This is a genomic window from Clostridioides sp. LIBA-6622, from assembly GCF_056716095.1.
Genome location: NZ_CP196998.1, coordinates 4,034,167 through 4,060,987, shown reverse-complemented (window position 1 = coordinate 4,060,987; position 26,821 = coordinate 4,034,167). Strand labels below are relative to the sequence as shown.

The window sequence follows — 26,821 nt, the reverse complement described above, 5'->3', positions numbered from 1 at the left end:
TTAAGGAGAGAAAATCAATGGAAAACAAAAGTAATGTTAAAAGATTTTTGATAATATTCATATTGGCATTTGGAACAACAGCTATGTATAGTTTACCATATATGAAATCATCATTTTATGACCCAATGCAACAAGCTTTAGCATTGAGTCATACACAAATAGGGAACTTATTGAGTTTATATGGACTAGTAGGAATGGTATCTTATTTTATAGGAGGATGGTTTGCAGATAGATTCTCAGTTAGAAAACTGATAACTTTTTCTTTAATTGCTTCAGGTTTACTAGGATTTTATTTCTCAACATTCCCATCATATAGTATGATACTTTTAATATTTGTATTATGGGGATTTACAACAATATTAACTTTCTTCTCAGCATCTGTTAAAGTTGTTAGAATGCAAGGAAGTGAATCAGAACAAGGAAGAATATTTGGTTTTTATGAAGGACTATCAGGTGTATCAGGTACATTAATTTCTTTTATAGGTCTTTACTTCTTTGGTAAATTTGCTGAAATAACAATAGGGTTCAAATATGTAGTATGGTTATACTCTGCAGCATCTATAATATGTGGTATAATTTTATTCTTCTTAGTAGAAGAGAAAAAAGATACTGGAGCATCAGATGAAGGATTAAGCATTAAGTCATTATTAAAAGTAGTTACAATGCCAAAAGCTTGGTTAATTGGTCTTATAATATTTTCAACTTATCTAGTATTCTCAAGCTTAACTTACTTAAGCCCATATTTATCAGAAGTGTATGTAATGCCAATGACTCTAGTTTCAGCTCTATCAATAATTAGAACTTATGTTATAAAAATGGGAGCATCTCCTATTGCTGGTGTAATAACAGACAAAGTTGGTTCATCTATAAAAGTAATGTTTGTAGGATTTATACTAATGACAGTGAGTACAGCTGCATATTTGGTAATTCCTAAAGGTGCAGGATTTATATGGATAGCTGTAATAAATATGATAATACTAAGTGTAATCTTATTTGGGTTTAGAGGTATATACTTTGCATCTGTTTCAGAATCTAATATATCTTTAGAAACTACAGGAGCAGTAGTTGGATTTGCTTCATTTATAGGATTTTCTCCAGACGCATTTTATTATACTATAGCAGGTAATTGGTTGGATAAATATGGACAAACAGGATATACTTATATATTCATTTTATCTGTAGTATGTGCAGTTATAGGTATATTTGCTACTTATGCTCTAAATAAAATAAATAAAAGAGAAAATAAAAATTTAAATAACAAGATTGCTTAATAACAAGATTGATTAAATACTTATAATTATTATAATAACTCTACCTATTTTATAGAAATGGGTAGAGTTGTTCATATTTAAATATTAAAAGTAAAAAATTTAAAATATAAGAACGTGGAGATTAGATATGTTAGCATTGTGGGAAAATGGAATTATAGTTATATTTGCATTTATATTATTAGGGATAGGTTATTATTTTTCTAGGAATGTAAAAGATATGGAGAGTTATTACCTAGGAAATCGAAGCTTACCATGGTCATTGATAGTAGGTACTTTGGTTGCTTCATGGTATGGGGGAGTTGGTACGGTAGGTAGTGTAGAGTATGCGGCTATATATGGAATATCTGCATGGGCAGTTTGGTCAATAGCTGCACATATTGGAAGAATGCCTTTAGCATTGTGGGTTGGGCCAAGAATCCATATAAGAACCAATATAACAGTTCCTGATTTATTGGAAAGTTTTTATGGAAAACATGTTGCTATAATTGGAGCAATCTTAATGTTCATATATTGTGCACAACTTGGAGAAATAACAGCTATGGGAACTATAGGTAATGTAGCTTGGGGAATAGATAAAGAATTGATAGGTCTAATAATGGTAGTTGTGGTTGTTGTACTTACAGTACTTGGTGGGCTTATGGGAGTTGCTATTACAGATATGGTATTATTTTTCTGCATGGTATTTGGTTTAACTATGGTTATGCCAGGTCAATTTGAACAAATAGGAGGTTTTCAAGGTCTTACAGAGGCACTTAAAGATGCACCTCAGCTTATGCATCCTACAAAAGGTATGTCAGCAATGAAAGCTTTGATGCTAATTGTATATTCTTTTGGAGCTTATTCAGACCCCACTTTTTATCAAAGATTTTCGGCAGCAGACTCTCCAAAAGTTGGTAGAAGGGCTTTATTAACTTGTTTTTCACTATGGATATGTTTTGATATGGTTTTGACTATGACAGGTCTTATAGTGAGAGCAACTTATCCAGAAATGGCACCAGCTGCTGGGTACATAACTTTAGTTTTAGAGACATTACCACAAGGAATAAGGGTAATATTTATAATAGGAATTTTAGGCTCTATAGTATCAACATTAGATAGTTACTATCTAGCAGCAGGAGCCACATTAGCCAATGATATATATGGAAGAATTACGAAAAAGGAATTATCTCAGAAACAATTAGTAAAATTTACTAGAATAGGTGTATGTTTAGCAGCAGTTATGGGACTTAGTGTAGCTTTTAGATTTGAAAATGTATATGATGCATGTATATTCGTAGGAAGTATTTGGATGGGTTCAGCATTTGTACCTATAGTAGGTGGGCTTCTTGGAAATGGTAGAAGAACATCTATGGGAGGTATTTTAGGAATGATTGTAGGGGGAGTGACATTTGGGTACTTTAAAATATTCCCAGTTCAAAGTTTTGAATTAGAGCCTCTTGTAGTGGCTATACCACTTTCATTTATTGCATGGATGATTGGAAATAGAATAGGTGAGAATTTAAATACACAAAATAATCTATAAAAGGAGAAACTGCTATGTCTAAATTGGTGTCTAAGGTGAAAAAAGATTTAGAAATAAAATGGTTTGGGATAGATGGCTTTCTAGTACTATTGTACTTTTTAATAACAGGATTTATATTTTATGGTATAGTGACTAGAAATGATATTATAGTTGGAAAAATAATTCCATATGGAGTCATGACAGTTGTAGTTATAATATTTTTTGATTATATATATAGAGTTATAAAAATGACAAGAAAAAAATAAGAAAGAGAATGATTTTATGGATATAAGAGCGTTGCCTATAAAAATTACAAAAGATAAAGCTATAGATATAGCCAAGAGTGGAAAAAACTCTTTGATTAGTAAATTGATATTAAAGAACAAGGATACGCATGAAGTTAGACTTCACTATATAGAGTTTAAAATTGTCACACTTAAAATTCATAAAAATAAATCTGTTTTCATGAAGAAAAAACATTCTAATGATATAAATGAGTTGAAAATTTTGGTGAATGGTTCTACAGGTGCTGGTAGTATAGTGCAAGAGTTGCCAATATGTGAGATGGTTAAAAACGTAGATTGTAATATTGTACAATATAGTGATAAAGATGAAAGAAGAGTAAAAGCAAAGGCAAATAAGATGGCTATGAGGTTAACTCATAGGTTTATGGGAGGAATTCCAGAGATTGAAATAGTTAAAATTGAAAGTATTTTTAGACCATACTGGGTAGTATTTTTTGGAAAAGTTGAATTGAATGCAAGAGTTAGTTATCTTCCAATTGAAGCTGATGGCTTTGTTATAGGAATGTAAAATATTTTGCACTTATTGTATAATACATATTAATAGAAGATATTATATATTTAGCCATATAAGATGTCTTCTATAGTAGATAATATGATTTGCAATAAGTGCATTTTAAGTTTTATAGATTTTAAAAATGGAGGAAATTAAATTTTATGCAAAATTATGAATACAATGGATTTTATATAGAAAAACCAATGGGAAATAATATATTTTCATATGATAAAAGAGATAATAAGAGTATCTATGTACCAAAACTTGTAAGTGGTACATTAAATGATGTAAAGTTGGGTAATAAAGTAGTTTTCAATGAAGTAGACGAAAATGAGGAGATAAAAGCAATAGGATTGGAGAATATGGTCGAATATGTCCTGGGAAATAAAAAAATATACGTATTTGATAATCATAATCATGCATTTTATTTTTGGCTAAAATCTATGATGAATGATGAATTTACAAGAGGATGCAAGTTAGTGCATGTGGACCAACATAAGGATACTAGAGAACCTAAAAACTATGATGTAGATATAAATAATATAAAAGATGTATTTAGGTATACAAATGAGATTTTAAATGTAGGTAGCTTTATAAAACCAGCATTGAAACATAAAATATTTTCAGAGTTAATAATAATAGACAGTTTATATGGATTTGCTTTAGATATAGAGCCAGAGTTTGTTCTTGATATAGATTTGGATATATTTTCAAGTGATATGGATTATATACCGTTTGATTTCAAACTGGATAAGATAAAAAACTTAATTAAAAAAGCTAAAGTAATAACAATTGCTACAAGCCCTTACTTTATAAACCAAGAGTATGCTATAAAAGTATTAAAAGAATTGTTTAATTATGATATAATATAAGAGTTAACTTTAAATAGAATATGGTATAATCAAAAAGAAGAAACTTATAATCTAACTAAAAGATTTTATACTATAAAAACTATAAAAATATAGATTTACTTAGGAGGAAAAAAGCATGAGTTTATATACTGAATGGAGAAATTTAAGTGATAATCATGAAAATCAAGAAGTAGAGGTAAAGTTCTGGGAAGAATATTTAAAAATTGAAGCTGGAATATACAATGAAATATTAAATAATAAAATGGATGTTGTTGAAGGTAAAGTAAGTGAATTGGCTGAAAAATTTGGAACTACTAATGAATTTTTCATGGGATTCATAGATGGAATAAGTGAAAGCTTAAAAGAAGAGATAGTGTTAGAAGATGTAGAAGCTGATAAAGAAGTTTCTATAAAAATAGATTGGGAAAAATTATACAGTAATATGGTGACTGTTGAAGCTCATTGGCTATATAATTTACAAGGTTGGGAAGAAATATTACCAGCAGACCAAAGAAAAGAGATAATAAAAACGTATAAAAAATCTAAGACAGTAGTTAAAGAAGCAAAAATAGGAAGAAATGATTCATGCCCATGTGGAAGTGGAAAAAAATATAAGAAATGTTGTGGGAAGTAAGGTAGTCTTATGTTTATTTTAAGATTTGCAGATGATGATGACAATTTATCAGTTAAAGATTTTACATCTTTAACTGATTTAAAAAAGTATATTAGTGAAAATGATATAGATAAAACATGGCATCAAATTGAAGAAGTTAAAAGAGTAATACCTAACTTAAAAGAGGAATAAGATTAAGTAACATAAAAAAGAATATTAAAAAATAGTTGTCAATAGTTGTCTATAAGGACAACTATTTCTATTTTTGGATATAAATATAAAATATACAGGGGGTATAAATATGAAGTTTATTGATTTACATTGTGATACTATAGCAAAGCTAATGGAAAATGTAGAGACAAGTGCACTTAAGTCTAACAAATATTCTGTTGATATAGACAGATTGAAAAAAGGGGATTCGTTAGCTCAAACATTTGCTCTTTTTGTTGATACTGAAGAAGTAAAGCAACCTTTTGATTATTGTATGAGCATGGCAAATAAATTTCATGAGGAAATGAAAAAAAATAGTGATGTAATAGCTTTAGCTACTAACTATGAAGAAATTATGAAAAATCAATCAGAAGGAAAACTTACAGCACTTTTATCTATTGAGGAAGGTGCAGTACTTGAAGGGAAGATAGAAAATCTAACTAAATTTTACGATTTAGGGGTTAGAATGATGACAATAAGTTGGAATCATGTGAATGAATTGAGCTTTCCTCATAATAAAGTAGAGTATAGAGAAAAAGGTCTTACTGATTTTGGAAGAGAAGTAGTACATAAAATGAATGAATTGGGAATGTTAGTTGATGTTTCACATATTTCAGATGGAGGATTTTATGAAATTGCTAAGATTTCTTCTAAACCAATAATTGCTACACATTCTAATTCAAGAGCAATGATGAATCATTCTAGAAATCTAACTGATGATATGATTAGAGTATTGGCAAATAAAGGTGGAGTTACAGGTATAAACTTTTTCCATTTATTTTTAAGTGATAAAAGCGAAAGTAAGCTTGAAGATATGGTCAGACATATAAAACATCTTGTTAATGTAGGAGGAATAGATGTGGTGGCTCTAGGCTCAGATTTTGATGGAATAGATTCAAAGGTCGAGATTGAGGATATATCTCAGATGGGTAAATTATATGAGCCTCTAAAAAAAGAAGGATTTAGTGAAGATGATATAGAAAAGATATACTATAAAAATGCTTTAAGAGTGATAAAAGAAGTATTATAAGAAATGTTTTTTTGACATTAGGAAACAAAGTTTTATATCGAACATAGTATAAACTAAGATAAAAATTTATTGGAGGTTTAACTATGAAGGTAGGAGACATTGTAGCTAGAAAGTCACATAACAAAGATATAGTATTTAAAATAGTCTCTTTTGGTGTAGATGAAAATAATGAAAAAATAGCTATACTAAAGGGAATTGCATTTAGAGTAATAGCAGATGCTTATATTGATGACTTAGAATTAGTAAAAGCACCTGATATAAAAGATATATTAATAGATAAAAATGTAGAAAATTTATTATATAAGTCAGTAAGAAAAGCTAAAGAAAGACAGAAAAGAATGACAAGAGCAGTTCCAAAACTTCAATTAAATCCTAACACATATGGAATGCCTGGAAAAGTATTACAGATAGATGGAGATAAGGAATATTTAAAAATTTGTTTGGATGTATATGCTCAACTTGGAATACCTGCTGTAGGAGTAGCAGTTTCAGAACAAAATCAGCATAAAGAAGTGAGAGCATTACTAGAAAAATATAATCCGGATATACTAGTAGTAACAGGTCATGATGCAATGACAATAAAAAGAGGAGATATAGAAGATATGAGCAACTATAGAAACTCTTTAAACTTTATGAAAACAGTAAAAGAAGCACGTAAATGGCAACCAAATTTGGATAATCTTGTTATATTTGCAGGAGCATGCCAATCAAATTATGAAAAAATAATAAATGCAGGAGCAAATTATGCAAGTTCGCCTGGAAGAATAATGATACATGCTTTAGACCCTGTTTTTGTAGTGGAGAAAATTGCTTGTTCAAGAATTGATGTAGTAGTGCCTATTGATGAGGTTATAGAGCAGACTATTACAGGTGTTAAGGGTATTGGTGGCTCTGAAACAAGAGGAAAATTTAGATGGGCAATGCCAAAAACAATATTACACTAAAAAAAATTAACATAATTATACTGTATATCTTCAAAAATAGTATTGACATTTTTGCAAAAAATATATAAAATAATTAGTTTAAACATTTGACAAAAATGTTTATATGTGATATTATGTAAACATATAAACGTTAAAGAAGGTGATATTGTGGCTACTGTTCAAACTCTAGATAAGATAAGAGTAAGCTTAGAGAGACATATAGGAAAGAAAATATTGTTGAAAGCTAATAAAGGAAGAAAGCAGATTATTACAAAAGAGGGTATACTAGAAAAAGTTTATCCAAGCGTGTTTGTTATAAAATTAGATGATGAAAGTAATGGATACCCTAGAGTATCTTATAGTTACTCAGATTTGTTAACATCTAATGTAAAGTTGCAAGTTTTTAGAGATCAAGATAAATTACAGATAAGTTAAAATTATACCTATTAAAAATAGGTGTAATTTTTTTTTTGCTCCTTAAATATAAATATAGTGTGATACTTTTATAATACTTAAGGAGGTAAACTATGGAATTAATTAAAGATGTAATCAAAATTGACAATAGAATAGACTTCGGAAAATTTCAAACATTTATTGAGGCGGAGGCGGTAGTACCGGACAAAAAATTAGATGTATATGAAATCGTAAAGACAGAAGGGTACATATCACTTAAAAAAATTGAAATGGCAGATGGGAAGATACTTTGTAGAGGAAGTTTTAATTATAACGTAATCTATATTGCAGATGATAAAAATACTATTTCTAATGTAGATGGAAAAGTAGACATAAACGAAGTTATAGAAAAAGATAATGTTGTTCAAGATATGGAATACATGTTATTTTCAGAAGTAGAGCATATGGATTGTACTATAATGAATGAGAGAAAAATCAAAGTAGGAGCTCTTATGAATATAAGAGGAAGTTTATTTGAAAAGCAAAGATTAGATATAGTAAAGGATGTATCACAAGTAGATGGCATACAAAAACACAGAAAAGAAATTTGTTTTCAAGATATAGTTGGAATAGAAAAGGCTGAAAGTTCTATAAGAGATACTATAACTATAAACACAGAAGAAATTCAGTCTATAATAAGTTTAAATCCATCTATTAAAGTAAAAGAAAGTAGAGTAACTGATAATAAGGTTATCATTGGTGGAGTATTAGAAATAAATCCATTAGCTTGTACATATGAGGGTGAACTTGTAGAGTTAGATAGAGTAGGTATTGAGTTTACTCAATTTGTAGAGGTGCCTGGAGTTAGTGATGGTATGATTGAGGAAGTCTTGTTGTCTATGTCAGACTTTAATCATATTTTTAAACAAAATAGTGAAAGTAATACAGGTCTTTTAGAAATAGATTGTATGGCTTGTTGTAAAGTAAAAGTTACAGATGAAGTGACAAGAGAGGTATTGCAAGATGCATATTCTCCTCAAAAAATAATAAAATTTGACCATAAGCCTATTCAATTAAACAAAACTTTAAGAAATAGTGAAGAGACATTTATGGTTAGAGAAGGCATAAGAAATGATAATGATGATATACAAATAAAAAATATTGTAAGCGTTTGTCCAACTATGTCTATAGAAAATAGTTATATTGAAGAAAATAAAAGTATTATACAAGGGATTATAAAAGTTGAGATTTTATTTGTTCCAGTTGAGGGTCTAAAATTAGTTTATAAAATTAGTGAAGAAATTCCGTTTGAACATGATGTAGAGATGGATAACTTAACTGATACAGCATCTGTGTTTAATACAGCATGTATTGATAAAATTGAAGTTGATTTAAATAGAGACCAAATAGATTTAGTTATAAAAATTAAGAGATTTACTGAGGCACTAGACAAAAAGGCAGAAAACTTCATCATAAAAGGTGAAGACCAAGGTGTATATGACTTATCTAAAGCACCTAGTATAATTGTATATATATGTAAAGATGGTGATACTTTCTGGAATATTGCAAAAAAATACAATACAACAGAAAATGAAATTGCAGAGCTTAATGATATAAAACTTGATGAACCAATTAAGCCTGGTAAGTGTCTTATTTTAGAAAAAAAAGTCGTATTAGTAGATTAATATTAAAAAATTTAAAGTAATTAAGTATAATAGGGTATTATAATACCCTATTATTTTATTTTTTGTAGTATAATATTATTGTTAGTGATGCATTATTCTTTAAACAAGGAGGATAGAATGGATTTTATAAAACTAAAAAGTAAGGCAAAAATAAATTTATCCATTGATGTCTTAGGAAAAAGGCAAGATGGTTATCATTTTGTTGAAATGATAATGCAAACGATAGATTTATACGATATAGTAAAAGTAAAAGGATTGGATGAAGATGAAATAAAGGTAAAAAGCACTAGTTTAGATATTCCTTTAGATGAAGATAATATTGTTTATAAAGCCGCTAAAATACTTAAGAATAAATTTGATATAAAAAAAGGTGTAGAAATATTTATAGAAAAAAATATTCCTGTAGCAGCAGGAATGGCTGGAGGAAGTTCTAATGCAGCCGCAGTATTAGTAGGTCTAAATCAATTATGGAAGCTTGAATTATCTGAAGATGAATTAAAAGAAATAGGATTTAATTTAGGGGCAGATGTTCCATTTTGTATATCAGGACAACCTGCTTTAGCTCAAGGAGTTGGAGAAAAGCTAACTGATATCAAAGGTTTGCCATGTGATACGAATATATTGATATGTAAGCCAGACTTATTTGTTTCTACTAAGGAAGTTTATCAAGGGTTAGATTTGAATAATATTAAAAAAAGACCAAATAATAAATATTTGATAGAGTGTTTAAAATCTGAAGACATAAAAGCTTTATCAGAAAACATGGTAAATGTTCTTGAAAATGTTACTATAAGTAAGCATGAAGAAATAGATAATATAAAGCAAGTTATGATGAAAAATAATGCTTTAGGTTCTATGATGAGTGGAAGTGGTCCTACAGTTTTTGGATTATTTGAAAGTAAAGAAGATGCTCTAATTGGAAAAAAAGAATTATTAAAAAAATATAAACAGGTATATGTTGTTAATAGCAGTCAAAAAGGGGTTGAAATTTGTGGAGAATTTAACTAAACTGAACTTGGATAATTACAAGCCATTAAGAGATGTAGTTTTTGAAAACTTAAGAGAAGCAATCTTAGAAGGAAAATTAAAGCCTGGTCAAAGGCTAATGGAAGTACAGCTAGCAGAGCAATTAGGAGTAAGTAGAACTCCAGTAAGAGAGGCAATAAGAAAGCTTGAATTAGAAGGTTTAGTTGTTATGTTGCCTAGAAAAGGTGCTTATGTAGCAAATATGTCATTAAAAGATATTATGGATGTATTAGAAGTGAGAGCGAGCTTAGAAGGTTTAGCAGCATATCTTGCAGCTGAAAGAATCAGTGATGAAGATATTAAAAAGCTTGAAGATATATCAGAAGACTTTAAAAAAAGCACTTTAGAATGTGATGTAGATTCATTATTAAAACTTGATGTAGAATTTCATGAATGTATATTTAAAGCAACAAATAATAAAAAATTAATCCAATTGATAAACTCATTATGGGAACAAGTATATAGGTTTAGAGTTACTTACATGTCTGATTATGATACATCGCATAATATTGTTGAGGAACACAGATATTTACTTGATGCCATAATTAAAGGAGACAGTGAGTTATCTAAACAGTACGCTACAGAACATATAGAGAAAGCAGAACAGTTTATGATAGATAAGGCTATGATTAATAAAGACTTATAATAATAAAGTAAAAAAAGCTATTTTAAAATGATTATAATCATTTTAAAATAGCTTTTTTTATTAATATTAAAAAATAGTATGAATAAATTAATTTAAATTGGACATAATTGATGATATAAATTTATCTTAAGGGGGAATTTTCAATGAGAAAAATTAAGATTAGATTGGGATTATTAATATTAAGTCTTATATCAGTTATATCAATAATGACAATAGTAATAAATGGGGAAGTAAAAAAAGTCGATAATATATCAAAAGACTATAAAGATAAATTAATAAGATTTCATGTTATAGCAAATAGTAATACAGATGAAGACCAAGCACTTAAATTAAAAGTTAGAGATGAAGTGATAAAATATCTACAACCAAAGCTTCAAAATTCAAAAAGTATAGAAGAAAGTGAAGCAATTATAAAAAGAGAATATAGAAGTTTGGAAGAAATAAGTAAAAATATTATTCTTGAAAATGGATATAATTACAGTGTGAAGGTAGGTATACAATATAGCAATTTTCCTACTAAACAATATTCTAATATAGTTCTTCCAGCAGGTGAATATAAAGCTTTAAAAATTATCATTGGAAAAGGTGAAGGAAAAAATTGGTGGTGTGTTATGTTTCCTCCATTATGCTTTGTTGATGAATCTAATGGAGTAATAGATAAATCTACAGATGATAAGTTGAAAGAGGTATTAACTGATAAGGAATATAAGTTGATAAAACAAGATACACCAAAGAAAACAAGTAGAGTAAAAATTAAGTTTAAAGTACTTGAAGTAGTAAAAGATTTAGAGGAAAAGTTTTAAAAATAAGATTGTAAGGAGTGGTTTTAATCATGGACAGGTGGAGTAAACTGATGGCTTTACTATTAGCTTTGACTTGTATATTTATGCCTATTGAAGAGGTATTTGCATATGAACCAGCAGAGAAAGTTAATAAAATAAACAAAAAAGAAGAAAATATAGCAAAGAAAGAAGTCATAAATTTATCTAATGATGATTTGATGCTATTATCTAGGTTGGTTGCAGGAGAAGCTAGAGGAGAAAGCTATGAGGGACAGGTCGCTGTAGCAGCTGTAGTAATAAATAGAATATTGGACCCTAGATTTCCAGACACAATAGAAGAAGTCATATATCAAAAAAATGCTTTCTCAGTTGTGCTTGATGGTTCAATAAATAGGTCACCAACAGATTCGGCATGTAAAGCAGCCCAAGAGGCACTTTATGGAACTGACCCAACTAATGAAGCAGTATATTTCTGGAATCCAGAAATAGCCACTTGCAAATGGATAAATAGACTAAGTCCATATCTAAGAATAGGAAATCATGTGTTTGCAAAATAAATATAAATTTTTGAGAAGTGAAAGGAGTTGTCTTTTTCTAGAAATTATTTTCTAATTTGAGATAGCTCCTTTATTTTTTGTGCAAAATAAACTATAATAATCATTTAGGTAATAATATATTAACTATGAATATAAATATAAATTTTAGCGATAAATAAGTTGTTGTTAAACACAAAAATGTAAAGTAGGTGTTGTATAAATATGAGTAATAAGCCAATAGGAGTTTTTGATTCAGGATTAGGTGGATTAACAGTTCTAAAAGAGATAATGAAGATATTACCAAATGAGGATATAATATACTTTGGAGATACTGCTAGAATACCATATGGTTCAAGATCTAAAGAAACTATAATTAAATATACTTTTCAAGCTATAAACTTTTTAAAGACTAAAGATGTAAAGGCTATAGTTATAGCGTGTAATACTGCTACTGCAAGGAGTTTAAAAGAGGCTCAAGAAAAATATGATATACCTATAATTGGTGTTATAGAAGCAGGAGCTAGAACGGCTGTAAGCTCTACAAAAAATAAAATTGTAGGAATAATAGGAACTGAGGGAACTATAAGTTCAAAAGCATATAATTTAGAAATATCTAAAATAGATGAAAGTATAGAAATTGTCAATAAAGCATGTCCTTTATTTGTGCCTATTGTTGAAGAAGGATGGGCAAATACAGAAGTAGCTAAAATGACAGCAAAGATATATTTACAAGAATTGAAAGAAAAAAATATAGATTCTTTAGTATTAGGATGTACTCATTATCCTATCTTGAAGAGAACAATAGGTGAAGAAGTCGGAGAACATATAAAACTAGTTAACCCAGCTAAAGAGACTGCTAAAGATTTAAAAACGATTTTAGAGGTACAAAGTATGATAAATAATACAGAGGTTCATGGAACATATCAATATTATGTATCAGATATACATGAGAAGTTTTCGGATATAGCAAAAGAATTCTTAAAGAAAAAGATTGATAAGATTCAAAAAGTAGAAATACAAAAATATTAGCGTATATGAAGAATCTATGGAGGGAAAATCGTTGAGTGTAAAAATAAGTATAAATACTAGACAATATGATGAAAAAGGAAATATGGACACCATAGAGATGACTACCTTTGGTAAAATTTTTTATAAAAATGATGGAATATATGTTATTTACAAAGAAAAAGAAGAAAATATAGAAATAACTAATACTATAAAGATACTTAAAGATGAAGTTAGTATCAAAAAGTTTGGTGCTATTAACTCAACAATGTTGTTTAAGTGTGGAGAAAGTAGCACTACAAAATATGTGACCCCACAAGGTACCTTATTAATTGATATTAATACAAGGGAATTGGATATAAATATACAAGAAGGGGAACACATAAAATTGAAAATAGACTATAATATAAAGATACAAGATTTATTTTTAGGTAGGAATAAAATAGATATATACATAGGTATTAAATAATAACTATAGCTATTTTCTAGAAATTTTATAAAGGTAGTGAAAAAACTACCTTTTATTTAATTTATTTGGTATTATTATATTTATATTAAACTTTAATTTCTTAAAATTGATACAAGGGTTTAGCGTTTTTTTATAGAAAGTATACTTAAAAGTGAATAAAACTAAGTGTAAGAGGGATAAATATGATATTTGATAAGGTACTAGGTACTATAAATAAACATAATTTAATACAAAAAGGCGATAAAATAGTTTTAGGTCTTTCTGGAGGACCTGATTCAGTTTGTTTATTGCATGTACTAAATAGATTAAAAAAAGATTTTAATATAGAAATATATGCAGCACATTTAAATCATCAGATAAGAGGAATAGAAGCTCAAAAAGATGCATTATATGTATCTAAACTTTGTGAGGAAATGGGAATTGTGTTCTTTGTAAAGTCTATTAATGTACCAAAATATTGTGAAAATAAGGGGTTGTCATTAGAAGAAGGAGCGAGGAAATTAAGATATGAAATGTTTTATGAAATTAAGGATAAGATTAAAGCTAATAAGATAGCGATAGGTCATAATCTTAATGACCAAGCTGAAACTGTTATGATGCGTATCATGAGAGGAACAGGTCTAACAGGTCTAAAGGGAATTGATTATATTAGAGATAATTGTATAATTAGACCAATATTGGATGTGGAAAGAAGTGATATAGAGGATTATTGCGAAGCTTATAATTTAAATCCTAGAATAGATAAAACAAATTTAGAAAATATATACACTAGAAATAAAATAAGGTTAGACCTTTTACCATATATGAAGGATAATTTTAATTCAAATGTAATAGAATCTATAGTGAGGATGAGCAATAGTTTAAAAATTGATAACGATTATATTGAGAAAGAGGCAGAGGCTAAATTTAGAGAAGTTTCAAGTGTAAAAGAGAAGGGCTTCGTAGAGATAAATTTAGACGATTTTATTTTCTTACATGATGCTATCAAAGTTAGAGTTCTTAGAAATTCTATAAAACATATACTAGGAGATACTAATTTTGTTGACCAAAGACATATAGAGGATATAATGTCTTTAGAGGATAATTCAAAAGTAAATAAAATGTTGACTCTTCCAAGAAATATATTTGTTTATAGAAAAAAAGAAAGTATAATATTAACCAATGAGGAAATTGTTAATGAGGAGATTGAATTTTATTACAATGTACCTAGTAATGGGTTTATTAAAATAAAAGAATTAAAACAAATTATTGAGACCCAAGTAATGAGTATCGATAGGTATAAGAGTATGAAATTAGACAATTCATCTAAAGGGTTTGATTTTAATAAGGTAAAAGGGGGTATAGTAATAAGGAGTAGAAGGCAAGGTGATAAGATAAAACTTGCTATGGGAAGTAAAAAAGTGAAAGATTTATTCATAGATTTAAAAATCCCAAGAGAAGAAAGGTGCAAAATTCCTATAATCACAGACAGTGAAGGAATAATATGTGTTGGAGATTATAAAATCAGTGAGAATTATAAAATTGATGAAAGCACAAAAGAAGTATTAAAAATTAATTTTAACAAATTATAGAGCAAAGCAATGTATGAAAGGAGGGCTTCTATATTGAATAAGTTGCTAAAAGGGGCAGGTTTTTATCTACTTGTTTTTATAATTATAGTGGGTATAGTTCAATTCTCAGGTAAGCCTACAGAAAAAATAAAAGATTTAAAATTCTCCGAAGTGTATAGAGAATTAACTGATGAGAATATATCAAGATTATACTTTGTAAATCAAACTTCGGTAGAAGGTACTATAAAAGATACAAATACAAAGTTTAAGTCATATGTTCCAACAGAAGTAATGGGAAATAAACTTGCAGATGAGGTGTTAGACCAAGCTAAGGCTGGTAAACTAACTTTTGGTGGTGAAGCTAAGCCATCTACACCTTGGTTTGTCGAAATGTTGCCTACATTACTGTTAATATTCTTTATGGTAATTCTTTGGTTTGTATTTATGAATCAGTCTCAAGGTGGAGGCGGAAAGGTTATGAGCTTTGGTAAATCAAAGGCTAAGGTTCATAAAGATGATGAAAAAACTAGAGTTACATTTAAGGATGTAGCTGGATTGGATGAAGAAAAAGAAGATTTACAAGAAGTAGTAGACTTTTTAAAGAATCCTAAGAAATATATTGAATTGGGTGCAAGAATACCAAAAGGTATGCTTATGGTAGGTCCTCCTGGAACTGGTAAAACATATCTATCAAGAGCTGTTGCAGGAGAAGCAGGAGTTCCATTTTTCAGTATAAGTGGTTCTGATTTCGTTGAGATGTTTGTTGGGGTTGGTGCTTCGAGAGTAAGAGACTTATTTGAACAAGCTAAGAAAAGTGCTCCAGCTATAATATTTATAGACGAGATTGATGCAGTTGGTAGAAAAAGAGGTGCAGGTCTTGGCGGAGGTCATGATGAAAGAGAGCAAACTCTTAATCAGCTTCTAGTTGAAATGGATGGATTTGGAGTAAACCAAGGTATAATAATCATGGCTGCTACAAATAGACCAGATATACTTGACCCAGCTTTACTTAGACCAGGAAGATTTGACAGACAAGTTGTTGTTGGTACACCAGATGTAAAAGGTAGAGAGGCTATATTTAAAGTTCATTCAAGAAATAAGCCCCTAAGTGATGATGTTAAAATGGATGTGTTAGCTAGAAGAACACCAGGATTTACTCCTGCTGATATAGAGAACCTAATGAATGAAGCTGCGATATTGACAGCTAGAAAAAGAGAAAAGAAAATTAAGATGGATACTATAGAAGAAGCTATAACTAAGGTTATAGCAGGTGTGGCTAAAAAATCAAAAGTAATAAGTGAAAAAGAAAGAAGACTTACAGCATATCATGAAGGTGGGCATGCAGTTTGTGCTCATATACTTGAAGAAGTAAGCCCTGTTCACCAAGTTACAATAGTACCAAGAGGAAGAGCTGGAGGATTTACAATGCAACTTCCTGTTGAAGATAAATTCTATGCTACGAAAAATGAAATGAAAGAAAATATTGTAGTTTTACTTGGTGGTAGAGTAGCAGAAGAATTAGTACTTAAGGATGTATCTACAGGTGCTTCAAATGACTTAGAAAGAGTTACAGCTACTGCAAGAAGCATGGTAACAAAATATGGGATGAGTTCTAAGCTTGGTCCAATGTCATTTGACAGTGATGATGAAGTATTCTTAGGTAATAGTTTTTCAAGTAAGAGAAATTATTCTGAAGAAGTTGCCTTTGAGATAGACCAAGAAACAAAACGTATAGTTGATGGTGCATATGATAAGACAAGAAGTATACTACAAGAAAATATGGATAGATTAGAGTATGTAGCACAAGCATTACTTATATATGAAACTTTAGATGCAGAACAATTTGTAAAAGCATTCAATAAAGAATTACCACTAAATGATATTGAAAATGCAATTACAGAGGAAAATTCTCCTAAAGAAGTTGAAGAACAACTGACTATAAAATTAGAAAAAGATGAAGTAGAAAGAAACAATGTTATTGATATAAATAAAAATTTAGATAATAAATCTGATGAAGATAAATAGTTTTAAAATATTGATTGTTTTAAGGTTATTATCTGTTGAGGATTAAATGCTAAAACTGAAAGTATAATATTAAATTACTGAGCAAAATATATTTGCAAGTGTTAATTTGATTGATACTTTCAGTTTTTTTATTATTTTACAAAGATTTAAGTAAAACAATAAATTATTTATATAAAATATAAATCTGATTATGATAATATATTGAAAAGGAAATTTAAAATTAATAGTATTAAAAGTCTATTAATAATGTATAATTATTTATTAGAAGAAAATAAGTCATGAAATCATGTCATATTAGAGGTGAAATATGCGAGATAAGATAATAGAAATTATATTAAATAATAAATCTGAATTTATTTCAGGAGAAGAATTATCAAAACAATTAGGGGTATCACGTGCAGCTATATGGAAACATATGAAAGCCCTAAAAGAAGAAGGATATAATATAGAGTCTGTAAATAAGAAAGGTTATAGATTATCAGAAAACCCAACTGATTTATTAAGTCCACAGAATATTTACTATAAATTAGATACGGAGTTTATTGGAAAGAATATCGTACACCTTGAAACTATAGATTCAACTAATGAATATGCGAAAAGAATAGCTACAAATAATATAGATGGAACTGTGATTTTAAGTGAACATCAGGATATGGGAAAAGGTAGATTGGGTAGAACATGGGATTCCAAACCTCATGAGGGAGTTTGGATGAGTATTATTTTGAAACCAGATATGGAGCCATTTAAGGCGCCCTTTATAACTTTAATAGCAGGAGCAAGTGTAACGAAGGCTTTAAATAATTTAGGAGCAAACACTTTAATAAAATGGCCAAATGATGTTATTTTAAATGGTAAGAAAATATGTGGTATATTAACAGAGTTATCTGCTGAGATTGAAAGAACAAACTATGTTGTCCTTGGAATTGGAATAAATGTTAAGATAATGGATTTTGAACCAGAAATAGCCGAGAAAGCTACATCACTGTATAAAGAGGGATATAAATTATCTAGAGTAGATATTGTTAGAAATGTATTGACTGAATTTGAAAAATTATATTTAGATTATATCGTGAATAATTCTAAAGAAAAAACTTTAAAAGTATGTAGAGATTATTCTGCAATTATAGATAAAAATATATATGTATTAAAAGGTACTGATAAGGAATTAGTGAAATGTTTAGACATAAATGAGGATGGAAATCTGCTAGTTCAAAGTAGTGATGGAAATGTAAAAGAAATCATTTCAGGTGAAGTTTCTATAAGAGGAGAAAAAGGATATGTATAATAATATTTTGGATGTAGAAGGTCTAAAGGTTGGGCAAGTGGAGGATACAGAAGGTCTTACTGGATGTACAGTAGTAATATGTGAAGAGGGAGCTACTTGTGGTGTTGATGTAAGAGGTTCTGCTCCAGGGACTAGAGAGACCGATTTATTGGACCCTGTAAATATGGTTCAAAAAGTTCATGCAGTCGTTTTAGCTGGAGGCTCAGCATATGGTCTTGAATCTACTTGTGGTGTAAGTAGATTCTTAGAGGAAAAAGGAATTGGATTTGATGTTGGCGTTGGAAAAGTACCTATAGTTGTTGGAGCGGTGTTATTTGATTTAGGAGCAGGAAATTTTAAGTGTAGACCAGATTTACAAATGGGTTATAAAGCTTGTGAAGTCGCAAGTAAGGATATTTTAAATCAAGGAAATCATGGAGCAGGATGTGGAGCTACTGTTGGAAAGATAAGAGGTCAGGAATATGCCATGAAAGGTGGTATAGGTAGTTATTCCATAAAATTGGATAGTGGTTTAATTGTATCTGCATTGGTTGCTGTAAATGCTCTTGGAGATGTTTATGAAAATGGTGAAGTTATAGCAGGCGCTTTAAATGATAAAAAGACAGAAACCATTGATACCTATAAGTTAATGAAACAAGGTGAAAGTAAGGGTGGATTTAGTATAGATAATACTACAATTGGGGTAATTGCAACAAATGCTAAGCTAACTAAAGCTGAATGTAAAAAGATATCTCAAATGGGACATGATGGATATGCTAAAGCTATTTTTCCTATTCACACACCTCATGATGGAGATACAATATTCACAATATCAACAGGAGAAATAGAAGCAGATATAACATTATTAGGTTCATTAGCTGTAGAGGCTGTGGAAAAAAGTATAATAAATGCAGTAAAAAAAGCGGATAGTGTAGAAAATATAATAGCGTATAAAGATATAGTAAAAAAACGAGAAATATGATGAAATTAGCATATTTTTCTTGTCAAATTGTTGACAATAGCAACTCATCTTGATAAAATTATTCTTGTTAGAGCGGGCATCCTAGAATGGTAGCTTGACTCAGAAATATAAGAAAAAAGACCAAAAAACGAAAAAATTAAGTAGTCCGGCATCGTTATGAGCTGGAACGGAGGTGTATTTTTTATGATGAACACAAGTGCATCAGTAAGAAAAGTAAATGTAAGAAAAATGACTATAATAGGAGTACTATCAGCTATTTCTATTATGCTATCTATGACTCCATTGGGATTTATTCCAGTTGGACCTACAAAAGCAACTATAATGCATATACCAGTTATTATTGGAGCTATTATAGAAGGGCCAATAGTTGGGGGTGCGATAGGATTTATATTTGGAGTATCAAGTCTCTTAAATGCTATAATAAATCCAACCATAACATCCTTTGTTTTTATAAATCCGTTAGTTTCAATATTACCAAGAGTTATGATAGGTATATTGGCTTATTATGTATATCAGCTAATAATTAAGGCTACAAATAAGGTATACATATCTGGTTTAATTACAGGAGCTATAGGTTCCTTGTTAAATACAGCTGGAGTTTTAGGAATGATATATGTCTTATATGCTGACAAATATCTTCATGCAATGGGTCAAAGTGGTTCAGCAGGAAAAGTAATAATGGCTCTTGCCGCAGCAAATGGAGTACCAGAAGCAATAGTAGGAGCTTTAGTAGTAGCTGCCGTTGCCACTGTACTTAAGAAAAGCAAAAAATAGAAAGAAGGTTAATGACATATGCTTCTAGTATTTGATGTTGGAAATACTAATATGGTTTTAGGTATATATAAAGGTGATAAATTAGTTAATTATTGGAGAATCAAAACAGATAGAGAAAAAACATCTGATGAATATGGAATCCTGATAAGTAGTTTATTTGAGTATGATAATGTGGATATAAGTTCTATTAATGATGTGATAATATCATCTGTAGTACCAAATGTCATGCATTCTCTTGAAAACTTTTGTATAAAATACTGTAAAAAACATCCATTGATAGTAGGTCCAGGCATAAAAACAGGTCTAAATATAAAATATGATAATCCAAAGCAAGTTGGCGCAGACAGAATAGTCAATGCTGTAGCAGGCATAGAAAAGTATGGGGCACCAAGTATACTTGTTGACTTTGGAACAGCAACTACGTTTTGCGCTATCTCTGAAAAAGGTGAATATCTAGGTGGAACGATAGCACCAGGAATAAAAATATCTAGTGAAGCTTTATTTCAAAGTGCGTCTAAATTACCCAGGGTAGAATTAACTAAACCAGGTATGACTATTTGTAAAAGTACTGTATCAGCTATGCAATCTGGAATAATTTATGGATATGTTGGTTTAGTGGATAAAATAATAAACATGATGAAGAAAGAATTAAATTGTGATGATGTTAAAGTTATAGCTACAGGTGGATTAGCTAAACTGATTGCTTCAGAGACAAAAAGTATAGATTATGTAGATGGTTTTTTAACACTAGAAGGATTGAGAATAATATATGAAAAAAACCAAGAATAATTAATATACAGGGAATTGGGTTATATATCCAATTCCCTTTTTATGATAGTTTCCTAGCTTTATGTGGTATATTATAATGAGGAAATATAGGATTTAAACTTAAATCATAGAATAAAGGAAAAAAATAGGAGAAAAGCAATGAAAATAGGAAATTTAGAATTGAAAAATAAAGTTTTTCTATCACCTATGGCAGGAGTAACAGACCTACCATTTAGATTAATTTGTAAAGAACAAGGTTGTGGACTTTTATATACAGAAATGATAAATGGTAAGGCGCTTTGTTATGATGATGAAAATACTAAAAAAATGCTTAAAATAGAAGAGGAAGAACATCCAGTAGCTGTTCAGATATTTGGTTCAGAGCCAGATTTTATGGGAAGAGCAGCAGAGATAATGAATGATTATTCAAATGAGATTCTCGATATAAATATGGGATGCCCAGCTCCAAAAGTAGTCAAAAATGGAGATGGGTCGGCACTTATGAAAAATCCTAAGCTTGCTGAGAAGGTATTAAAGGCAGTGGTGAAGAATTCAAAAAAGCCAGTAACTTTAAAAATAAGAAAAGGGTGGGATGACAATAGTGTAAATGCTGTTGAAATAGCAAAGATAGCGCAAGCTTGTGGAATAAGTGCTTTAGCAATACATGGAAGAACTAGAGAACAATTTTATACAGGTAAAGCCGATTGGAATATAATTGCAGAAATTAAGAAAAATTTAAGCATACCTGTTATAGGAAATGGAGATGTATTTACAATAGAAGATTCAATAAATATGTTAGACAAAACTGGTTGTGATGCTATAATGATAGGTAGGGGTGCTCAAGGGAACCCATGGATATTCAAAAGAATAAACCATTATATGAACACAGGTGAGATTTTGCCAGAGCCAACTCTTAACGAAAAAATAAGTACTGCCATTAAGCATTTAAAACTTGCAGTAGAAGAACATGGAGAGTATGTAGCTGTAAGGGAAATGAGAAAACACATCGCTTGGTATTTAAAAGGACTTAGAAATTCTGCAAGACTAAGGGACGAAATTAACAAAATAGAAGACTATCAAGAAGTTGTGTCGAAATTGGAGTACTATATGGAAGACTCCTTGACATAAAAATAATAGTGACTTATAATATAGCGCATAAATTAAAAAAAGATTATAAAATTTTTAAAATATAATTAGGAAAATTCCTAAGAAATCTGTGAAGGAGTTGTATTTATAATGGAAGAAAATAAAGAGTTTTTATTGACACAAGAGGGATATGATAAATTAGAAGAAGAATTAGAAAACTTAAAGGTTGTAAAGAGAAAAGAAGTTGCAGAGAGAATAAAGGTTGCTATATCTTTTGGTGATTTATCTGAAAATGCTGAGTATGATGAAGCTAAAAAGGAACAAGCACAAGTTGAAGAAAGAATTTTAAAATTAGAAAATATGGTTAGAAAAGCTGTTATCATAGATGAAAGCAAAATAGACCTTAATGTTGTTACAATAGGCTCAATAGTTAAAGTTAAGGATTTAGAATTTGATGAAGATGTTGAATATACTATAGTTGGTTCGACAGAAGCAGACCCATATGATGGTAAAATATCAAACGAATCTCCTGTAGGAAAAGCACTTTTAGGTAGAGCTGTAAAAGAGATTGTAGAAGTGCAAGTTCCTGATGGAGTTGCTAAGTTTGAAATATTAGAAATAAGAAGATAATCTGGAGGAAAAAAATGAAAAATAATCAACAAAGCAATGAAGAAGCACAAATTCAAGAAGACCTTAGTGAAGTACTTCAAGTAAGAAGAGATAAACTAAAAAAATTACAAGAATCAAATAGAGATCCTTTTAAAGAAAGTAGATATGATAGAACTCATTATTCTACTGAGATAAAAGATAACTTTGATTCTCTTGAAGGTGAAACTACAAAAATAGCAGGACGTATAATGAGCAAGAGAATACAAGGTAAGGCTGGTTTTATAGATATTCAAGACCAAGAAGGAAGAATTCAATCTTATGTAAGACTAGATGCTATAGGGGAAGAAGAGTATAGTGTATTTTCAACATATGATATTGGAGATATAGTTGGAATTGAAGGGGAAATATTTAGAACTAAAAGAGGTGAGATATCTGTAAAGGCTAAATCCGTAGTATTACTATGTAAATCTTTACAAGTACTACCAGAAAAATACCATGGATTAAAAGACCAAGAATTAAGATATAGACAAAGATATGTTGACTTAATAGTAAACCCAGAAGTAAAAAATGCTTTTTTAACTAGAACAAAAGCACTAAAAGCATTGAGAACATATTTAGATGATAGAGGATTTTTAGAAGTTGAGACTCCAATATTAAATACTATAGCAGGTGGAGCAAATGCTAGACCATTTATAACTAATCATAATACTTTACATATACCAATGTATTTAAGAATAGCTAATGAGCTATATTTAAAGAGACTTATTGTTGGTGGGTTTGATAAAGTTTATGAAATGGGAAGAATGTTTAGAAATGAAGGTATGGATTTAAAACATAATCCTGAATATACTGCAATAGAATTATATCAAGCATATGCTGATTATACTGATATGATGGAAATAACAGAAAATGTTATTGCACATATGGCAGAAGTTGCTACAGGAAGTATGATAATTAACTATCAAGGAACAGAAATAAACTTTACGCCTCCTTGGAAAAGAATGAGCATGGAAGAGTGTGTTAAAGAATATTCTGGGATAGACTTTTCTACTATAGATACAGACGAAGAAGCGTTAGAAGTTGCTAAAGAAAAAGGCATAGAAATAAAACCTGGAATGAGAAGAGGAGAAGTAATAAATGCTTTATTTGAAGAGTTTGGGGAAGATAAATTAATCCAACCAACATTTATAACTCATCATCCAGTTGAAGTATCTCCATTATCTAAGAGAAACAATGAAGACCCAAGAAGAACTGATAGATTTGAAGCATTTGCTAATAAATGGGAATTAGCTAATGCGTTTTCTGAACTTAATGACCCAATTGATCAAAAGGGAAGATTCATGGACCAATTGAGAAAAAGAGAATTAGGTGATGATGAAGCTTTTGAAATGGATGAAGATTTCTTAAAAGCATTAGAGGTAGGTTTACCTCCTACAGGAGGGTTAGGAATAGGTATAGATAGAGTAATTATGTTATTAACTAATTCTCCATCTATAAGAGATGTATTATTATTCCCTACTATGAAACCTATTGATAATAATCCAAATAAAGAAGAAGAGAACTAAAAAATATAAGCATTCTACTAAGTTTTAAATTAAGTATAGCTGCTAAATTAGCAATAAATAGCTTTATTTTATTTAAAATGTCAATGTAGAATGCTTTTTATATGTTACAAATAATTTTTTAGATATTTAATTTATAAATTACCAACAAATATTAGAAAATGATATTAATTTTTGTTGATTGAGATTCTATATTTGGAAAATATGATTGAAAGTAATTTATTATGAAAATATTTAGAATAATTTTTGAGAAGGTAAAAGGAATAATTTCTGAGAATACTATATATAAAAAATTATTGGGGGAATGTCTGATGTTTCAAGTAATTGATTTTTTATGTTTATTTTGTGTTGGATTCTTAGTTCTTGATGTTATGGTATATTTTTGTAAAGATGCAATGGATATCTTTGAAGGTACAACTAAGGTTAATAAGGTTAAGAGTATAAATGTTTGGGCAGATAGAGTCAGAGCTAATTCATATTCTTATGAAAATAAAATTGCAAAATAGGTAAAACTATATATGCAGGCATTACTTGTAATATCAAGGGTTATATCTATTAGTTTTAATTAAATTTATTAAAAAAAACAAAGAGCTATAACCTTTTTAAAAATAAAAAAATAAAAAAATATTGAAAAAGTGTTGACGAAATATTTTTAAGATGATATAGTATTACTTGTCCTTAAGAAAAGGGCAAACATGAAAAATGAACTTTGAAAATTAAACAGTAGGTTAATTTATAAAACAAGAAACAAACCATAAAGCCAGATATTTTGATAACAATAGTATCTGAGCCTGATAAACTTTTATTTGAGAGTTTGATCCTGGCTCAGGATGAACGCTGGCGGCGTGCCTAACACATGCAAGTTGAGCGATTTACTTCGGTAAAGAGCGGCGGACGGGTGAGTAACGCGTGGGTAACCTACCCTGTACACACGGATAACATACCGAAAGGTATGCTAATACGGGATAACATATTTGAGAGGCATCTCTTAAATATCAAAGGTGAGCCAGTACAGGATGGACCCGCGTCTGATTAGCTAGTTGGTAAGGTAACGGCTTACCAAGGCGACGATCAGTAGCCGACCTGAGAGGGTGATCGGCCACATTGGAACTGAGACACGGTCCAAACTCCTACGGGAGGCAGCAGTGGGGAATATTGCACAATGGGCGAAAGCCTGATGCAGCAACGCCGCGTGAGTGATGAAGGCCTTCGGGTCGTAAAACTCTGTCCTCAAGGAAGATAATGACGGTACTTGAGGAGGAAGCCCCGGCTAACTACGTGCCAGCAGCCGCGGTAATACGTAGGGGGCTAGCGTTATCCGGATTTACTGGGCGTAAAGGGTGCGTAGGCGGTCTTTCAAGTCAGGAGTGAAAGGCTACGGCTCAACCGTAGTAAGCTCTTGAAACTGGGAGACTTGAGTGCAGGAGAGGAGAGTGGAATTCCTAGTGTAGCGGTGAAATGCGTAGATATTAGGAGGAACACCAGTTGCGAAGGCGGCTCTCTGGACTGTAACTGACGCTGAGGCACGAAAGCGTGGGGAGCAAACAGGATTAGATACCCTGGTAGTCCACGCTGTAAACGATGAGTACTAGGTGTCGGGGGTTACCCCCCTCGGTGCCGCAGCTAACGCATTAAGTACTCCGCCTGGGAAGTACGCTCGCAAGAGTGAAACTCAAAGGAATTGACGGGGACCCGCACAAGTAGCGGAGCATGTGGTTTAATTCGAAGCAACGCGAAGAACCTTACCTAAGCTTGACATCCCAATGACATCTCCTTAATCGGAGAGTTCCCTTCGGGGACATTGGTGACAGGTGGTGCATGGTTGTCGTCAGCTCGTGTCGTGAGATGTTGGGTTAAGTCCCGCAACGAGCGCAACCCTTGTCTTTAGTTGCCATCATTAAGTTGGGCACTCTAGAGAGACTGCCAGGGATAACCTGGAGGAAGGTGGGGATGACGTCAAATCATCATGCCCCTTATGCTTAGGGCTACACACGTGCTACAATGGGTAGTACAGAGGGTTGCCAAGCCGTAAGGTGGAGCTAATCCCTTAAAGCTACTCTCAGTTCGGATTGTAGGCTGAAACTCGCCTACATGAAGCTGGAGTTACTAGTAATCGCAGATCAGAATGCTGCGGTGAATGCGTTCCCGGGTCTTGTACACACCGCCCGTCACACCACGGGAGTTGGAGACGCCCGAAGCCGATTATCTAACCTTTTGGAAGAAGTCGTCGAAGGTGGAATCAATAACTGGGGTGAAGTCGTAACAAGGTAGCCGTATCGGAAGGTGCGGCTGGATCACCTCCTTTCTAAGGAGAATTGCCTACTGTTTAATTTTGAGGGTTCGTTTTTACGAATACTCAAAATTAGCACTTGAATCAACTAGATAAACTAAACCAATGTGAAGTTTGTTTGTTGAAGATGTGCGTTAGCACCTTAAAAATTGCATATATATTTAGTGATATG

General features: G+C 30.6%; 27 protein-coding genes and 1 rRNA gene. All 28 read left to right on the top strand.

Going from position 1 to position 26,821, the window contains the following annotated elements:
• Nucleotides 1-17: 17 nt before the first annotated feature.
• The 28 genes from ACTG47_RS18945 to ACTG47_RS18810 all read left to right on the top strand — a co-directional run bounded on the left by ACTG47_RS18945 (nucleotide 18) and on the right by ACTG47_RS18810 (nucleotide 26,664).
• Nucleotides 18-1,271 (top strand): MFS transporter, encoded by a 1,254-nt coding sequence (locus ACTG47_RS18945; protein WP_479925683.1) that lies wholly within the window; start codon nucleotides 18-20, stop codon nucleotides 1,269-1,271.
• A gap of 127 nt (nucleotides 1,272-1,398) precedes the next feature.
• Nucleotides 1,399-2,793 carry a sodium:solute symporter family protein gene (locus ACTG47_RS18940; protein ID WP_479925682.1) on the top strand — a complete coding sequence of 465 codons (1,395 nt, stop codon included), beginning with the start codon at nucleotides 1,399-1,401 and terminating at the stop codon, nucleotides 2,791-2,793.
• A 14-nt stretch (nucleotides 2,794-2,807) separates the two neighbouring features.
• Nucleotides 2,808-3,038: a hypothetical protein gene (locus ACTG47_RS18935; protein ID WP_169470120.1), complete on the top strand. Its 231-nt coding sequence runs from the start codon at nucleotides 2,808-2,810 to the stop codon at nucleotides 3,036-3,038.
• Nucleotides 3,039-3,054: 16 nt separating this feature from the next.
• A complete protein-coding gene (locus ACTG47_RS18930) occupies nucleotides 3,055-3,585 on the top strand; it encodes a hypothetical protein (RefSeq protein WP_169470121.1) in 531 nt (176 codons plus the stop codon).
• A gap of 146 nt (nucleotides 3,586-3,731) precedes the next feature.
• On the top strand, nucleotides 3,732-4,442 hold the full coding sequence (locus tag ACTG47_RS18925) for a peptide arginase family protein (protein WP_479925681.1): 711 nt from the start codon (nucleotides 3,732-3,734) through the stop codon (nucleotides 4,440-4,442).
• A gap of 115 nt (nucleotides 4,443-4,557) precedes the next feature.
• Nucleotides 4,558-5,055, top strand: coding sequence for an SEC-C metal-binding domain-containing protein (locus tag ACTG47_RS18920; RefSeq protein ID WP_479925680.1), 498 nt, complete (start codon nucleotides 4,558-4,560; stop codon nucleotides 5,053-5,055).
• 9 nt (nucleotides 5,056-5,064) lie between these two features.
• On the top strand, nucleotides 5,065-5,226 hold the full coding sequence (locus ACTG47_RS18915; protein ID WP_054272001.1) for a hypothetical protein: 162 nt from the start codon (nucleotides 5,065-5,067) through the stop codon (nucleotides 5,224-5,226).
• A gap of 109 nt (nucleotides 5,227-5,335) precedes the next feature.
• Nucleotides 5,336-6,274: a dipeptidase gene (locus ACTG47_RS18910; protein ID WP_169470124.1), complete on the top strand. Its 939-nt coding sequence runs from the start codon at nucleotides 5,336-5,338 to the stop codon at nucleotides 6,272-6,274.
• Between the two features lie 83 nt (nucleotides 6,275-6,357).
• Nucleotides 6,358-7,218 carry a sporulation peptidase YabG gene (yabG, locus tag ACTG47_RS18905; RefSeq protein ID WP_169470125.1) on the top strand — a complete coding sequence of 287 codons (861 nt, stop codon included), beginning with the start codon at nucleotides 6,358-6,360 and terminating at the stop codon, nucleotides 7,216-7,218.
• Nucleotides 7,219-7,365: 147 nt separating this feature from the next.
• Nucleotides 7,366-7,632, top strand: a complete 267-nt coding sequence (locus ACTG47_RS18900; RefSeq protein ID WP_009892135.1) for a Veg family protein — start codon at nucleotides 7,366-7,368, stop codon at nucleotides 7,630-7,632.
• A 92-nt stretch (nucleotides 7,633-7,724) separates the two neighbouring features.
• The gene (locus tag ACTG47_RS18895) at nucleotides 7,725-9,275 is read left to right on the top strand and encodes a DUF3794 and LysM peptidoglycan-binding domain-containing protein (protein ID WP_169470126.1); all 1,551 of its coding nucleotides are present in this window, start codon (nucleotides 7,725-7,727) and stop codon (nucleotides 9,273-9,275) included.
• A gap of 117 nt (nucleotides 9,276-9,392) precedes the next feature.
• A complete protein-coding gene (ispE, locus tag ACTG47_RS18890) occupies nucleotides 9,393-10,283 on the top strand; it encodes a 4-(cytidine 5'-diphospho)-2-C-methyl-D-erythritol kinase (protein ID WP_169470127.1) in 891 nt (296 codons plus the stop codon).
• Complete coding sequence (locus ACTG47_RS18885) at nucleotides 10,267-10,947, top strand: GntR family transcriptional regulator (RefSeq protein WP_479925679.1); 681 nt, start codon at nucleotides 10,267-10,269, stop codon at nucleotides 10,945-10,947. The genes ispE and ACTG47_RS18885 overlap by 17 nt, the downstream gene beginning before the upstream one ends.
• Nucleotides 10,948-11,090: 143 nt before the next feature.
• The gene (gene spoIIR, locus ACTG47_RS18880; protein ID WP_479925678.1) at nucleotides 11,091-11,750 is read left to right on the top strand and encodes a stage II sporulation protein R; all 660 of its coding nucleotides are present in this window, start codon (nucleotides 11,091-11,093) and stop codon (nucleotides 11,748-11,750) included.
• 50 nt (nucleotides 11,751-11,800) lie between these two features.
• Nucleotides 11,801-12,286, top strand: a complete 486-nt coding sequence (locus ACTG47_RS18875; protein ID WP_479925677.1) for a cell wall hydrolase — start codon at nucleotides 11,801-11,803, stop codon at nucleotides 12,284-12,286.
• A gap of 201 nt (nucleotides 12,287-12,487) precedes the next feature.
• Nucleotides 12,488-13,294, top strand: a complete 807-nt coding sequence (gene murI / locus ACTG47_RS18870; RefSeq protein WP_479925676.1) for a glutamate racemase — start codon at nucleotides 12,488-12,490, stop codon at nucleotides 13,292-13,294.
• A gap of 16 nt (nucleotides 13,295-13,310) precedes the next feature.
• A complete protein-coding gene (locus tag ACTG47_RS18865; RefSeq protein ID WP_479925675.1) occupies nucleotides 13,311-13,739 on the top strand; it encodes a YwiB family protein in 429 nt (142 codons plus the stop codon).
• A gap of 182 nt (nucleotides 13,740-13,921) precedes the next feature.
• A complete protein-coding gene (tilS, locus tag ACTG47_RS18860) occupies nucleotides 13,922-15,310 on the top strand; it encodes a tRNA lysidine(34) synthetase TilS (RefSeq protein WP_479925674.1) in 1,389 nt (462 codons plus the stop codon).
• Nucleotides 15,311-15,343: 33 nt separating this feature from the next.
• The gene (ftsH, locus tag ACTG47_RS18855; RefSeq protein ID WP_169470134.1) at nucleotides 15,344-17,314 is read left to right on the top strand and encodes an ATP-dependent zinc metalloprotease FtsH; all 1,971 of its coding nucleotides are present in this window, start codon (nucleotides 15,344-15,346) and stop codon (nucleotides 17,312-17,314) included.
• Between the two features lie 307 nt (nucleotides 17,315-17,621).
• A complete protein-coding gene (locus ACTG47_RS18850) occupies nucleotides 17,622-18,599 on the top strand; it encodes a biotin--[acetyl-CoA-carboxylase] ligase (RefSeq protein WP_479925673.1) in 978 nt (325 codons plus the stop codon).
• Entirely contained in the window at nucleotides 18,592-19,560 is a 969-nt protein-coding gene (locus ACTG47_RS18845; protein WP_479925672.1) for a P1 family peptidase, read from the top strand. Before ACTG47_RS18850 ends, ACTG47_RS18845 begins: the two co-directional genes overlap by 8 nt.
• Before the next feature lie 156 nt (nucleotides 19,561-19,716).
• Nucleotides 19,717-20,334 carry an ECF transporter S component gene (locus ACTG47_RS18840; RefSeq protein ID WP_227832531.1) on the top strand — a complete coding sequence of 206 codons (618 nt, stop codon included), beginning with the start codon at nucleotides 19,717-19,719 and terminating at the stop codon, nucleotides 20,332-20,334.
• 18 nt (nucleotides 20,335-20,352) lie between these two features.
• Entirely contained in the window at nucleotides 20,353-21,123 is a 771-nt protein-coding gene (locus ACTG47_RS18835) for a type III pantothenate kinase (protein ID WP_169470137.1), read from the top strand.
• Nucleotides 21,124-21,261: 138 nt separating this feature from the next.
• Entirely contained in the window at nucleotides 21,262-22,230 is a 969-nt protein-coding gene (gene dusB / locus ACTG47_RS18830) for a tRNA dihydrouridine synthase DusB (protein ID WP_479925671.1), read from the top strand.
• 108 nt (nucleotides 22,231-22,338) lie between these two features.
• Nucleotides 22,339-22,818, top strand: a complete 480-nt coding sequence (greA, locus tag ACTG47_RS18825) for a transcription elongation factor GreA (protein WP_054271987.1) — start codon at nucleotides 22,339-22,341, stop codon at nucleotides 22,816-22,818.
• A gap of 14 nt (nucleotides 22,819-22,832) precedes the next feature.
• Nucleotides 22,833-24,362 (top strand): lysine--tRNA ligase, encoded by a 1,530-nt coding sequence (gene lysS, locus ACTG47_RS18820; RefSeq protein ID WP_169470139.1) that lies wholly within the window; start codon nucleotides 22,833-22,835, stop codon nucleotides 24,360-24,362.
• 308 nt (nucleotides 24,363-24,670) lie between these two features.
• On the top strand, nucleotides 24,671-24,865 hold the full coding sequence (locus ACTG47_RS18815) for a hypothetical protein (protein ID WP_021386474.1): 195 nt from the start codon (nucleotides 24,671-24,673) through the stop codon (nucleotides 24,863-24,865).
• Between the two features lie 296 nt (nucleotides 24,866-25,161).
• Nucleotides 25,162-26,664 (top strand): 16S ribosomal RNA (locus tag ACTG47_RS18810).
• Nucleotides 26,665-26,821: the final 157 nt, after the last annotated feature.

Coding starts and splice junctions, on each gene's coding strand:
- ACTG47_RS18910 (WP_169470124.1), top strand. CDS start 5,336: ATGAAGTTTATTGATTTACATTGTGATACTATAGCAAAGCTAATGGAA.
- spoIIR (WP_479925678.1), top strand. CDS start 11,091: ATGAGAAAAATTAAGATTAGATTGGGATTATTAATATTAAGTCTTATA.
- ACTG47_RS18915 (WP_054272001.1), top strand. CDS start 5,065: ATGTTTATTTTAAGATTTGCAGATGATGATGACAATTTATCAGTTAAA.
- ACTG47_RS18920 (WP_479925680.1), top strand. CDS start 4,558: ATGAGTTTATATACTGAATGGAGAAATTTAAGTGATAATCATGAAAAT.
- ACTG47_RS18815 (WP_021386474.1), top strand. CDS start 24,671: ATGTTTCAAGTAATTGATTTTTTATGTTTATTTTGTGTTGGATTCTTA.
- ACTG47_RS18895 (WP_169470126.1), top strand. CDS start 7,725: ATGGAATTAATTAAAGATGTAATCAAAATTGACAATAGAATAGACTTC.
- ACTG47_RS18850 (WP_479925673.1), top strand. CDS start 17,622: ATGCGAGATAAGATAATAGAAATTATATTAAATAATAAATCTGAATTT.
- tilS (WP_479925674.1), top strand. CDS start 13,922: ATGATATTTGATAAGGTACTAGGTACTATAAATAAACATAATTTAATA.
- ACTG47_RS18945 (WP_479925683.1), top strand. CDS start 18: ATGGAAAACAAAAGTAATGTTAAAAGATTTTTGATAATATTCATATTG.
- ACTG47_RS18930 (WP_169470121.1), top strand. CDS start 3,055: ATGGATATAAGAGCGTTGCCTATAAAAATTACAAAAGATAAAGCTATA.
- ACTG47_RS18840 (WP_227832531.1), top strand. CDS start 19,717: ATGAGCTGGAACGGAGGTGTATTTTTTATGATGAACACAAGTGCATCA.
- ACTG47_RS18940 (WP_479925682.1), top strand. CDS start 1,399: ATGTTAGCATTGTGGGAAAATGGAATTATAGTTATATTTGCATTTATA.
- ispE (WP_169470127.1), top strand. CDS start 9,393: ATGGATTTTATAAAACTAAAAAGTAAGGCAAAAATAAATTTATCCATT.
- ACTG47_RS18865 (WP_479925675.1), top strand. CDS start 13,311: ATGGAGGGAAAATCGTTGAGTGTAAAAATAAGTATAAATACTAGACAA.
- murI (WP_479925676.1), top strand. CDS start 12,488: ATGAGTAATAAGCCAATAGGAGTTTTTGATTCAGGATTAGGTGGATTA.
- ACTG47_RS18845 (WP_479925672.1), top strand. CDS start 18,592: ATGTATAATAATATTTTGGATGTAGAAGGTCTAAAGGTTGGGCAAGTG.
- ACTG47_RS18925 (WP_479925681.1), top strand. CDS start 3,732: ATGCAAAATTATGAATACAATGGATTTTATATAGAAAAACCAATGGGA.
- ACTG47_RS18875 (WP_479925677.1), top strand. CDS start 11,801: ATGGCTTTACTATTAGCTTTGACTTGTATATTTATGCCTATTGAAGAG.
- dusB (WP_479925671.1), top strand. CDS start 21,262: ATGAAAATAGGAAATTTAGAATTGAAAAATAAAGTTTTTCTATCACCT.
- lysS (WP_169470139.1), top strand. CDS start 22,833: ATGAAAAATAATCAACAAAGCAATGAAGAAGCACAAATTCAAGAAGAC.
- ACTG47_RS18935 (WP_169470120.1), top strand. CDS start 2,808: ATGTCTAAATTGGTGTCTAAGGTGAAAAAAGATTTAGAAATAAAATGG.
- ACTG47_RS18835 (WP_169470137.1), top strand. CDS start 20,353: ATGCTTCTAGTATTTGATGTTGGAAATACTAATATGGTTTTAGGTATA.
- greA (WP_054271987.1), top strand. CDS start 22,339: ATGGAAGAAAATAAAGAGTTTTTATTGACACAAGAGGGATATGATAAA.
- yabG (WP_169470125.1), top strand. CDS start 6,358: ATGAAGGTAGGAGACATTGTAGCTAGAAAGTCACATAACAAAGATATA.